This window comes from Aeromonas sp. R2-3 (genome assembly GCF_040908375.1).
GTDB classification, from domain to species: domain Bacteria; phylum Pseudomonadota; class Gammaproteobacteria; order Enterobacterales; family Aeromonadaceae; genus Aeromonas; species Aeromonas veronii.
The window spans coordinates 1-10,922 of the sequence record NZ_JBFODP010000005.1; the positions used below are offsets into that span (position 1 = coordinate 1).

The 10,922-nt window shown below is 61.1% G+C and carries 8 protein-coding genes; 4 read left to right on the forward strand and 4 right to left on the reverse strand.

Annotated elements, in window-relative coordinates; all coding sequences use genetic code 11:
- Positions 1–354 precede the first annotated feature (354 nt).
- Positions 355–1,401, reverse strand: a complete 1,047-nt coding sequence (locus AB5Z02_RS01905) for an NAD(P)H-dependent flavin oxidoreductase (protein ID WP_368215097.1) — start codon at positions 1,399–1,401, stop codon at positions 355–357.
- Positions 1,402–1,532: 131 nt separating this feature from the next.
- Complete coding sequence (locus tag AB5Z02_RS01910) at positions 1,533–2,174, reverse strand: ribonuclease (protein WP_368215099.1); 642 nt, start codon at positions 2,172–2,174, stop codon at positions 1,533–1,535.
- 203 nt (positions 2,175–2,377) lie between these two features.
- Between AB5Z02_RS01910 and AB5Z02_RS01915 the strand changes: the two genes are divergently transcribed.
- Positions 2,378–2,938, forward strand: coding sequence for a carbonate dehydratase (locus AB5Z02_RS01915; protein ID WP_005343397.1), 561 nt, complete (start codon positions 2,378–2,380; stop codon positions 2,936–2,938).
- A 180-nt stretch (positions 2,939–3,118) separates the two neighbouring features.
- On the opposite strand, the gene AB5Z02_RS01920 is transcribed toward AB5Z02_RS01915, so the two are convergent.
- Positions 3,119–6,157: a cytochrome c peroxidase gene (locus AB5Z02_RS01920; RefSeq protein WP_368215101.1), complete on the reverse strand. Its 3,039-nt coding sequence runs from the start codon at positions 6,155–6,157 to the stop codon at positions 3,119–3,121.
- 191 nt (positions 6,158–6,348) lie between these two features.
- Positions 6,349–7,257 carry an S-adenosyl-l-methionine hydroxide adenosyltransferase family protein gene (locus AB5Z02_RS01925; RefSeq protein WP_019446189.1) on the reverse strand — a complete coding sequence of 303 codons (909 nt, stop codon included), beginning with the start codon at positions 7,255–7,257 and terminating at the stop codon, positions 6,349–6,351.
- Between the two features lie 198 nt (positions 7,258–7,455).
- Between AB5Z02_RS01925 and AB5Z02_RS01930 the strand changes: the two genes are divergently transcribed.
- The 3 genes from AB5Z02_RS01930 (at position 7,456) to AB5Z02_RS01940 (ending at position 10,894) form a co-directional block, all read left to right on the forward strand.
- Complete coding sequence (locus AB5Z02_RS01930; protein ID WP_159157581.1) at positions 7,456–7,920, forward strand: hypothetical protein; 465 nt, start codon at positions 7,456–7,458, stop codon at positions 7,918–7,920.
- Positions 7,921–8,076: 156 nt separating this feature from the next.
- Positions 8,077–9,546 (forward strand): GGDEF domain-containing protein, encoded by a 1,470-nt coding sequence (locus AB5Z02_RS01935; protein WP_368215192.1) that lies wholly within the window; start codon positions 8,077–8,079, stop codon positions 9,544–9,546.
- Between the two features lie 97 nt (positions 9,547–9,643).
- Positions 9,644–10,894 (forward strand): DEAD/DEAH box helicase, encoded by a 1,251-nt coding sequence (locus tag AB5Z02_RS01940; protein ID WP_368215103.1) that lies wholly within the window; start codon positions 9,644–9,646, stop codon positions 10,892–10,894.
- Positions 10,895–10,922: the final 28 nt, after the last annotated feature.

Genomic DNA, 10,922 nt, shown 5'->3' on the forward strand with positions numbered 1-10,922 from the left:
CTTCTCGAGTCAAGCCTTATTTTCAAAGGCTTTTCGAGGTTATCGACGAGGTTGTTTGCGTTGCCGCTTGCCCTGTCGATGGAGGCGCATTATAGAGATCCCGCTCACATTGGCAAGGCTTTACCGCAATAAAATTGCAAAAAAGTGCAATTTCTTGGTTATTCATATCAATGCACAGCCTTTATACAGACTTATCCACAACCAAGGGTAAAGTGAGGACGTTTTACACCGGATAAATGCCTTACAAGGGTACTGGCCTGGCACTCATCCACCATTGCCGCACTGTCGCGTCTAACGCGCAGCGCCCTCGACATCTTCTATATAAGAAGGCGTATGAGGCATATATAGAGGCGCTTATCCCAATCCAGCCTCTTTGACCCAGCACGCCATCAGCTCGCCAGCGGGAAGATCCCGGCAGCCCGATACATCCTGCCCAGCCCAGAGCGGAGAGAAGCCACTGTCCCCCGCCTTCTCGGCGGCGACGCGCAGCGGTGCCAGTGCGCCACTGGCATAGGGGAAGTGAGGGGCAAGATCCGAGAACGGGCCCAGCTCTTTCATAAGACGGTTGACGATCCCCCGCGCCGGACGGCCACTGAACAGATTGGTCAGTGCCGTCTGCTGGCCCTCTGGTGAATGGATGGCGGCGCGATGGAACGCCGAGGTGGTCGCTTCATGGCAACAGAGAAAGGCGGTGCCCATCTGCACGGCGCTCGCCCCCATTGCCAACGCGTTGGCGATCCCCTTGCCATCGACGATACCGCCAGCGGCAATCACCGGCAGATCGGTCACCGCGAGGATTTGTGCCAGCAGGGTCAAGGTGCTCTGCTGCAAGGCGAGATCATCGGAGAGGAAATGACCGCGATGACCGCCCGCCTCCAATCCCTGAGCGATGGTGGCATCGGCGCCGTGTTGAGCGAGCCATACAGCCTCCGCCACCGTGGTGGCGCTGGCCAAGACCTTGGCCCCCGCAGCCTTCACTTGAGCAAGCAGCTCGGGCGCGGGCAGGCCGAAGTGAAAGCTGACCACCGCCGGTCTGAACTCAGCCACCATGGCGGCATGTTCCTCATTGAAAGAGGCACGACTTGGCGCCGTCGTAACGGTTGGGGGAAGTATGCCGAACTCGGCGTAGTAGGGAGCAAGGCGCTGCTGCCAGCGGGCCAGTGCAACGGGATCCGGTTCCCGTTGCCGATGGCAGAAGAAGTTGATGTTAAATGGCCCAAGGCCACGTTGGGAAAGACACTCAAATTCGCCGCGCAGTTCTGCTGGCGTGAGCATGGCGGCAGGCAAGGAGCCCAAGCCGCCCGCTCGGGTCACGGCCAGCGCCAGATCGCTTCCCTGCACACCGGCCATCGGTGCCTGAATAATGGGATAACGCATCCCCAGCTCGGCAAACAGGCTCATCCGTTCACCCCAAGCAGCATTGCCCGCTCTTGCGGGCCAAATCGGTTGTTGCCATCCATCTGTCAGACTCCTTTCCAATAACCGTGGTTACACATCAGGCCCGCAAGGGGCCCGATGAAGAGAGTGGAGGCTTAACGCACGCTGCGCAGCAGGAAATCCGGCTGACCGCAGGAGCGGCGCTCGCGCTTTTGCATCTCGGCGGAGCAGGTGACCGCATCCGTCCCCTCTTTATTGACGCAGATGTAGATCTCGCGCAGGAAGCGGCCACCATCGGCGCAAGCCACCGTGATGTTGTCGGGGGCCAGCCACTCGTTGGCGCTAGCCAGATCGGCCTTGAGCTGGAAGCTGGTTTTGCGCAGCGGCTCCTCCGGGGATTGATAAGCCACCGGGATCTTCACCTTCTGGCGCAGATCGCTTGCCAGCTGATGGAAGTCCTGCTGGCTCAGGCCGGAGCAGGTGCCGTGCTTCTCCCACTCATGGCGATAGAGGAAACGGCTGGGGTAGAGCTCGGCAAACTCGCTCTCCATATCGGGATTGAGCCGTTCGCGGGTGCAACTACTGGGATAACCTCGATCGTACTGAGGCCAGAGACCGTGCAGCACAAAGCCCAGCTTGCGGGAACACTGGTCCCGATCCGCCGGTTTGACGGCGCAATGCTCGGGCGACCAGGAGAGCGCCATGGCGTAATAGTCAAACTCCCCCGCCTCCCCTTTGGCCTGCACGGCCGAGGAGAGCAATAAACCACCCGCCAACAGGGCAATCATCTTCTTCATCTTTATATGTCCACCTAACGCGACTCGGGATAACAGTCATGCTCCCATATTCTGACGACCGGAAACAGCCATGCCGAAACGGCATACGACAAGGGTCAGACCAGTCAGGGGTTTCACCAGAGGGCGAGCAGGGGTAAGCTGACCGACCGGTAGGCTCCTCGTCCACCACCAGATAATCCCTCTTGGCAACCACAGGATGTAACATGATCCGCAAGAATCCCTCCGGCCATCTGCCTGTCATCGACGAATCCGCCTATATCGACAAGACCGCCATCATCTGCGGCAAGGTGATCATCAAAGAGAATGTCTTTGTCGGCCCCTATGCGGTGATCCGCGCCGACGAAGTGGATGCCAACGGCGAGATGGAACCCATCGTCATCGGCGCCAACTCCAATATCCAGGATGGCGTGGTGATCCACTCCAAATCCGGCGCCGCCGTCACCATCGGCGAGTACACCTCCATCGCCCACCGCTCCATCGTCCACGGACCGTGCGAAGTGGGGAACCGGGTCTTTATCGGCTTCAACAGCGTGCTGTTCAACTGCCATATCGGCGATGGTGCCGTGGTGCGTCACAACTCGGTGATCGATGGCTGCGATCTGCCGCCGGAGTTCTACGTCCCCTCCACCACCCGCATCAACCAGCAGAGCGATCTGACCCATATCCCGCGGGTTTCGGTCGATGCCGCCGAGTTCTCCGAGGACGTGGCCCACACCAATATCGATCTGGTCAAAGGGTACAAGGCGCTCTCCAACGAGTTCTGATCCCTCTATTTCCCGCGGGTTTCGGTAGATGCCGCCGAGTTCTCCGAAGATGTGGCTCACACCAACATCGATCTGGTCAAAGGGTACAAGGCGCTCTCCAACGAGTTCTGATCCCTCTGTATTCCCAGAGCACAAAACGGGCGCCGAGGCGCCCGTTTTTCATCTGACTATCTATGAAGGCTAGATGGCCCTGACGCAGGTGGCGGCATGGGCCTCGTCCGCCAGATCCCACAGCGGGTCGCCAGTGCTCAGGTCGAACAGCGGCAGCTCACCATCGTCATTGGCAGTTGCATCGCTGCTCCAGTAGCGGTTGTAGAGCGGCCACCCCTGCAGCTGAAGCAACTGATCCGTCGCGCCATCCTTGTTGTAAGCGGCAAACAGCACCTCCAGCTCGGCCCGGGTCGGCAGACGCCAGTCATCGTGGCCGCGCGCCACCAGCTGCTGGCAGTAATCCCGCGCCCGCGCCTGACCCATGGTCACATACTCCAGCGGGAAGGGATTGTAGTCACCATCACTGTCACTGCTCACACCGTCATAGGAGATGGACAGACGATCCGCCTCGTCCCTGGTCAGCTGGCAGACAAAGGCCAGCTTGCCCGCCACCAGCTCGGGTTGACGACAGCCCCGGGCAAAATCGGGCTGGGCATCGACCACCTGCACCGTCACGGTCAACGTGTGACGAGCCGTGGTCGCCACCAGTCGTGCCGTACCGACCGCCACACCGCGCACCTCGCCCTGCGGACTCACGGTGGCGAACTCCGGCTGTTCGCTGCGCCACTCAACAGGCCCATCGAGCGGGCCGAGAGAGCCATCGCTCAGTTGCCACTGCAGTTGCAGATTGAGTGAGCGCCCCACTTCCAGCTGAGGCTGGGCAGGCAGCACGGCCAAGCCGGTGATCACCGCTCCCACTGGAGCCGGGTCATCCGCCTCACTCACCCCCAGCTCAGCAACAGTGGCCGGGGTGCGGCGCGGCTCGGCCGAGGCGCTACGCAAAAACTCGCCGATGGCATCCAGCTCGTCATTGCTGAGGCCAAGGGCATGCAGGTGATCGGAGGCTTTGGGGAAGAAGGGATCATATTGATCCGCACCGGTCGGGAAGCCGACCCCGCTGCTCCACTTGGTCACTCCAAAGTTGTACATGGCCACCACCCCCTGCACCGAGCCGCCGATACGCTGGGCCAGGATCGGGAAGATGCCGTTGTGCATATAGGGGCCGGTAAAGGCGACGTCCCGCAAGCTGGGGGTCTTGAAGCGACCGATATCAGCCTTGTTGCGGGTCTGCAGGAAGCGCCCGCGATCTTCCAGCTTGCCACGACCGTAATAGGTGAGCCCCACACTCTCGAACCCGTGCTGACTCAGCAGCGGGCCGGAATGGCAGTTCATGCAGCGGCCATCGGTGCGGTAAAGATGCATCCCCCACAGCGCCTTGTCACTGAGCGCCTGACTATCCCCTTTGACGAAGCGCTCAAAATCGCTGTCGCGGCTGATGATGGTGCGCTCGAAGGTGGCGATCGCCTTGGCGATCCGCTCCAGCGTGATCCCCTGATCGCCAAAGGCGGTGGCAAAAGCAGCCTGATAGTCGGGGCTGGTCTGCAAACGGGCCAGCAGCTCGTCATGACTCAGCGCCATTTCGATGGGGTTCTGGATCGGGTGAAGCGACTGCTCCTCCAGCGTGGCGACTCGCCCGTCCCAGAACTGGGTCGAGCTGAAGGCACTGTTGAGGATGGAAGGAGCGTTGCGATTGCCCTTCTGGCCCAGATGACCGACCGAGACGCTCAGGCCGTCGCTCCACCCCTTTTGCGGATCGTGGCAACTGGCACAGCTGATGTCCCGCCCCTTGGAGAGCTGCTTGTCGAAAAAGAGCTGCTGACCCAGCACCACCTTGGCCCGGCTATAGGGGTTGTCGGCCGGGAAGGGAACCGCTGGCAGCGGCCCCAGCTCCTGCCATTCCACCCCTTCATCCACCCTGGCGGCAGGCCATTGAGCCGATGAACCGCTGTATTGGGCGCGCAGAGCCGCCATGTCAGGCTTGCTGCTGTCGCGCACCACGGAGGGGCGCACCGGATAGGGTGCCAGCGCATACCAGAGCAGACTCCCCTCTCCCTCATCCAGCCAGGTTCGGGTCGCCAGTTGATAGAGATGGGGTTGACCCGCACCATCCTGCAGCCAGATCTGGGCGGGCAGGCCAACAGCAAAGGTATTGGGATAGCGCCATGCCGACTTGTCACTGCTCAGCAGCCGTTCGAACTCGGTGAGGGTCGGCAGGCGCCAGTCGCTGCGGCCGCAAGCGGTCAGCCCCGCAGCCAGTTGTGGCTGGCTGGCAATCTTCAACGCACTGGTGTCACTGCCATAAAGCCAGTACTGGCTACCCTTGACCCCGCTGACCGTGCGCACATCGTGCAGGCACAGCCAGGGGCCACGCACCACCAGTTGCCCCTGCTCATCGAGGCGCAGCAGATCTGCCGTCTCCGGCTCGTCCGGCTGGCTCGGATTGGCGGGATAGAGCTGGGTACGGGCGGACTGGATCTGGGCGCTGTTGCTGCGCTGATACCAGCTGCGTGCCTGCTTGTCATCGCGCAGGGCCAACAGCATCTGCCAACTGTCGGCATAGTCGAGCACGGCACCCGGCTGGCGCTGGGCCAGCAGGAAGGCTGCATAATCCTGAAGAGCCGCCTGTTGTTGCAGGCGGATCTCCTCTGTCCTGCCCCACTCGGCCTGACTGAGGGAACCATCCCCGCTCTGATCCGCCAGCAGGAAGAGCGCCGTCTCCTCCTCGTTCAATCCCAGCCGCGGCACGCTGTTGCGGCGCGCCAGCGTGATCCCGGCCGAGAGATCCGCCACCCGCACCGATACCGCGCGCAGCAGATAACCCTCGTCACTACCGAGCAGCTCCAGCGGCTGATCCAGTTGCAGACCTGCTGGCAAGGTGATGCTGACAAGCTGGCCCGGTTCGATGGCCTGCTGCACGCGGATCCCGGTGGCGACCTGTCTCATCTCAAGCTGTGCCCCCGCCCCCAGTCGATCGGCCACATTGATTTCTATGGTCAGGGGCACCCGGGTATGGGTTTCCGGCGGCACTGTTGGCGGCGTGATGGGCGGTTCGGTCGGCTTGACGACCGGCGGGGTCACCTCGGGTGAGGGGGTCACCGACGTATTGCTGTGATTGTCATTGCATGCGGTCAGAGCCAGCAGGCTGAGCAGTAAAAGGCTGGTTTTCATTCGGTATGGTTGGGTGGTCAGACAAGTGCGCGATTATCCAATCAAACACCAATCATTATCAATTGCATTCAATTAATATGCTTTTTGACAACAACTTCTTATCAGCAACGCCTTACCACCCGATGAGAGAGGGCAGCCTCTTTGGCTGCCCTCTCTTGCTTCAAACCCGCTTGTCAAAAGCCCGACAATCTTCAGGAGCACTTCTTCAGGCTGATATGCCAGTTGGCGCCGGATTGCACCTGATGCTTGGCGGCGAAGCTGTCCATGTTCAGCGCCACCGACACCTGCAGCAGGCTGTTGAGGTAGACCAGCGGCTGACCTTCCGGCACGTCACCGAAGCTGCTGACGTAAGGGGCCTTGCCGTCATATTTGACCACATCCCCTTCGCGGATCTTGATGCAGGCGTTATCCCCCTTGTTGATCCCCGCCTTGGTCAGCAGGGCATCGTCGATATTGGTCCAGACGTTGCCGTACTGCACATCGAGGATCGGGATGGTGCCCTTGAGGGTGCCATCCTTCTCTGCTACCGCAGGCTGATAGGGGATCTTCACCACCTCGGCGGGCAGCAGCGGGCCGACCTGCTCGTAGCTGATGGCACCGGAGGCGAGCCGTGCGCCGGTATATGCATACACATCGCGGCCGTGGAAGGTGTAGGACTTCTCGGAGCCCTTGAGGCGGTTGAGCTTCTCGTCAATCTGGCGCACAGCCTCGATACCGAAGTGCTCGGCCACCAGAGTCAGGGTGCCGTTGTCCGGGGTCACGATGTAGTGGCCGCTCCTGGTCTTGAGCACTACTGACTTGCGCTCGGTGCCGACACCGGGATCAACCACGCTGACAAACACAGTCCCCTTGGGCCAATACTGCAGGGTCTGGTAGAGGCGGTAGGAGGCTTCCCAGATGTTGTAAGCCGGGATCTCGTGGGTCAGGTCATAGAGCGGCAGAGTGCGGTCCACCCCGAAGGCAACGCCCTTCATGGCCGACACGGCGCCATCTTTGAGGCCGAAATCGGTCTGGATCACCAGCGCTTCGTTGGCGGCGGCAATGCCGCTTGCCAGCATGAGAGCGAGCGCGATGGCGCGGGGAGCGGTGCGAATATCCATATCTGAACTCCTGAATCATCTGAGGATAACGAAACGGCGAAAGCCATTTAGACATCCAGACTGCCACCAATGGATTTTTTTGCAAGGGGTTTGCAACAAAGTGAGGGACGACTCGCAGAAATTGTGCTCGCCAAACGGCGACAGCGGGGGTATCAAAGGCAGAATGAGAAAACGTTTACAATACAGGAGCTCAGCACCATGACACAACCCGTACCGGAGATGATGACCCTGCTGCTGGAGATTGGTGAACAGAGCAGCCAGCTCTGGCTGAGCCAGCCAGATGCGGCCCCGTCACACTACCCGCTGGCCTTTGGCACCCACGCCATCCAGCCCGGGCCGTTTCGCAATGCGCCACCCACCCCGCTCGAACTGGAGCGGGCCATCATGGTGGTGGAGGATGAGCTGATGCGCATCGCCCCGCAGATCCCGCCCGGCTTGCAGCTGACCCTGCGCAGCCAGCCGTCGCTGGCCGAAGTGCTGGGGGACAACCAGCTCAACCGGGATCTGGTGGAACAAGCCTTTGGCCAGCTGGCCGCCATGGCGGAAGGGGATCCCCTCGCAGCCAGCTTGCTGCCCCGCGACGAGCACTTTGCCGCCGTGCTGCTGATCGTCAGGGAGTGGCTGCACCATCTGGCCAGCGAGAGCGTGCTGATCGTGGAGTAGGGATAAATAAGTGGTGAGGGCTTCAGCTTCTGGCAAGGTTTGTCGGTGGATCCTGTCGGGATTTCATTCGCGTATACTTTGCCCGTATGGCGCCCGCGCCCCTATCGGTACTGCACCCAGACACCTATGACCTTATTTTCAGGTAATCCCCCAGCCTTGCGCTGGCCATCGGCGTTTGCTCGCCAGTTCATCGTCAAAGTGGCCGGATTGGCACTGCTCGCCCTGACCGGGTTGGGCATTGTCTTCTACTACACCTATCTCACTATCCAGCACGACATGGATCTCATCACCGCCAGACAGAAGAACGTGTTCGAGGTCTTCTACCAGCGAGCCAAGATCCTCAAGGTGGAGAACATCACCAGCTATCTGGCACAACACCATCTGCTCGATCAGCCACCGCCCCCGAATAGCGTCGGCAGCGACTATCTCTACGGGTATGACCTCAAAAGCAAATACCGCTTTGCCGATATTCCGCTGCGATACCCGGCCGCCAATATCCTCAACACCTTCCGCTATGCCCTCTCCTATCCGGAGGTGATCAATATCTACACCATCTGGAATGACTACCGGCTGATCGGCATGGTGGCCGACAACAATGTGCTGCCCACCAGACTGGCGCCGATCAAGGTGGATCTGATGACTCTGCCCGCTTGGAATCACTACTTCGGTTGCGCCAGCTTTGCCCCCAGCCGCCCCTTGTGCAGCGCCGATGAGGCCTTTGTCTCCGATATCGAGATCGACAGCTTCAGCATGCGCAACACCATAGTGATGTACTTCCCCTTCATCCATCAGTCGGGGCGCGGCGGTTACAAATACGGGCTGCTCGGTATCGATATCGCCGTCGATGAAGCATTTAACGATGTGCTGCGACCCTTCGATACCATCAACCCGACCCGCACCAACATATCGTTTGAAGCCGCCGAGCCATGCCGCCCGAGGCATCTCTGCCTGAGCAAACCCTTTATGCGCACCAAGGCGGGGGATGATCTCTATCTCAAGTGGTCCTACAGCTGGTTTGATTTCGTCAAGCTGGCCCTGCAAAGTGCGGCCTTCAAGGTCTATCTCATCGTGCTGTTGATGGGCATGGTGGCCTGGAAGCAGATCTACCTGCGGCTGCGCACCCTGGCGCACACCGACCACCTGACCCGGCTGCCACGCAGAGATGTGCTCTGCCAGAGTCTGCTCCATGAGCACGACTATCTGATGATCCTCGATATCGACAACTTCAAGTCGATCAACGACACCTATGGCCATGGCGTCGGTGATCTGGCACTGGTCGCCTTTGCCCGCCACCTCAGAAGCAATATCCGCAAGGTGGACAGCGCCATCCGCTGGGGCGGCGAGGAGTTTATCGTGCTGTTCAAGGGGATGGAGGATGACGAGATGATGATCCACTCCGCTGGTCGCCTGCTGGATCGGCCATTGGGGATCCCCGAGCTGCCCACCCCCATCACCTTCTCCGCCGGGGTGATCCGCATTCGCGACTACCTCACCGTCACCGAGGCGGTGCATCTCGCCGACGAGCTGCTCTACCACGTCAAACAGCAGGGCAAGCACAACATCGCCTGCTACGAGGGCAAAAAGATCCGGCTGATCCGCCCGTTGCCGGACGACGCAGAGGCATAGCCGCCTTCTGCCGCTCCCCCTGCTTCTGTTACCATCGCGGCCACGATCACTCACTGCATCGTGGCCGCAGGCCGCGATAACCCCGACTGGTGCCCCTATGTCCACAGCCTCCTTTGCCGAACTGGCCCTCTCCCCCCGCTTGCAGCAGACCCTGATCGAACTGGGCTATGCCGCACCGACCCCCATTCAGGCTCGCGCCATCCCGGTCATTCTGGCGGGGCGGGATCTGATGGCAGGCGCCCAGACCGGCACCGGCAAGACCGCCGCCTTTGTACTGCCGCTGCTGGAGCAGTTGCTGGCGCAGCCGCAAATGGAGTCCCAACGCCCGATCCGCGCGCTGGTGCTGGTGCCGACCCGCGAGCTGGCAGTGCAAGTCGCCGAGAGCGTGGCGCGCTACGGCCAGGGGACAGGTCTCACCAGCACGCTGGTCTACGGCGGGGTGAGTATCGCGGCTCAGGTAGAGGCGCTTCAGGCCGGAGTGGATATCCTGATCGCCACCCCAGGCCGTCTGCTCGACCATCTGCGTCAGGGGGCATTGAGCCTGGATAGCCTGCGCCATCTGGTGTTTGACGAAGCGGATCGCATGCTCGACATGGGCTTTATGGACGAGATCAAGGCGCTGCTAAAACAGCTCCCGGCGGATCGCCAGACCCTGCTCTTCTCCGCCACCTGCGACGACAACCTGTTTGCCCTCTGCAAGGTGCTGCTACGCGACCCCGAGCTGATTGAAGTAGCGCCGCGCAACACCACGGCGGCCGAGGTGGAGCAGCGGGTCTATACCGTGGATAGCGATCGCAAGCTGGCGCTGGTCGAACATATGCTGAAAGTGAAAGGCTGGGCACCGGCGCTGATCTTCAGCCGCACCCGTCAGGGGGCTGACAAGCTGGCCCAGCAGCTTGGCAAGGCGGGCATCAATGCGCTCGCCTTCCACGGCGATCTATCGCAGAGCGCGCGAGAAAAAGTGCTGCTGGAGTTTCGCGCCAGCACCTTGCAGGCGCTGGTCGCCACCGACGTGGCGGCCCGCGGCCTCGATATCACGGATCTCAACTACGTGATTAACCTCGAGTTCCCGTTTGTGGCCGAGGACTACGTCCACCGTATCGGGCGCACCGGTCGCGCCGGCAACAAGGGGCTCGCCATTACCCTGTTCAGCCCGGAAGATGCACCGCTGCTTGAGAAAGTGGAAGCTGTGCTCGACACCCGCTTGCCCCAGCAGTGGTTTCCGGGCTTTGAGCCGGATCTCACCCGCTTTGAGCCCGAGCCGCGCCGCAACAGCAAGGCGGCCCAGAAACAGCGCGCCAGAAAGCAGGCCCTCGCTGGCAACAAGGGTGGCAAGGGCAAGCGTTAAGCCTGCCCAGCGCCGCCAATAAAAAAAC

What these genes read in the sequence shown, in the direction of transcription:
- AB5Z02_RS01905 (WP_368215097.1), bottom strand. Translation starts at nt 1,401, where the DNA reads ATGAGCCTGTTTGCCGAGCTGGGGATGCGTTATCCCATTATTCAGGCA.
- AB5Z02_RS01910 (WP_368215099.1), bottom strand. Translation starts at nt 2,174, where the DNA reads ATGAAGAAGATGATTGCCCTGTTGGCGGGTGGTTTATTGCTCTCCTCG.
- AB5Z02_RS01915 (WP_005343397.1), top strand. Translation starts at nt 2,378, where the DNA reads ATGATCCGCAAGAATCCCTCCGGCCATCTGCCTGTCATCGACGAATCC.
- AB5Z02_RS01920 (WP_368215101.1), bottom strand. Translation starts at nt 6,157, where the DNA reads ATGAAAACCAGCCTTTTACTGCTCAGCCTGCTGGCTCTGACCGCATGC.
- AB5Z02_RS01925 (WP_019446189.1), bottom strand. Translation starts at nt 7,257, where the DNA reads ATGGATATTCGCACCGCTCCCCGCGCCATCGCGCTCGCTCTCATGCTG.
- AB5Z02_RS01930 (WP_159157581.1), top strand. Translation starts at nt 7,456, where the DNA reads ATGACACAACCCGTACCGGAGATGATGACCCTGCTGCTGGAGATTGGT.
- AB5Z02_RS01940 (WP_368215103.1), top strand. Translation starts at nt 9,644, where the DNA reads ATGTCCACAGCCTCCTTTGCCGAACTGGCCCTCTCCCCCCGCTTGCAG.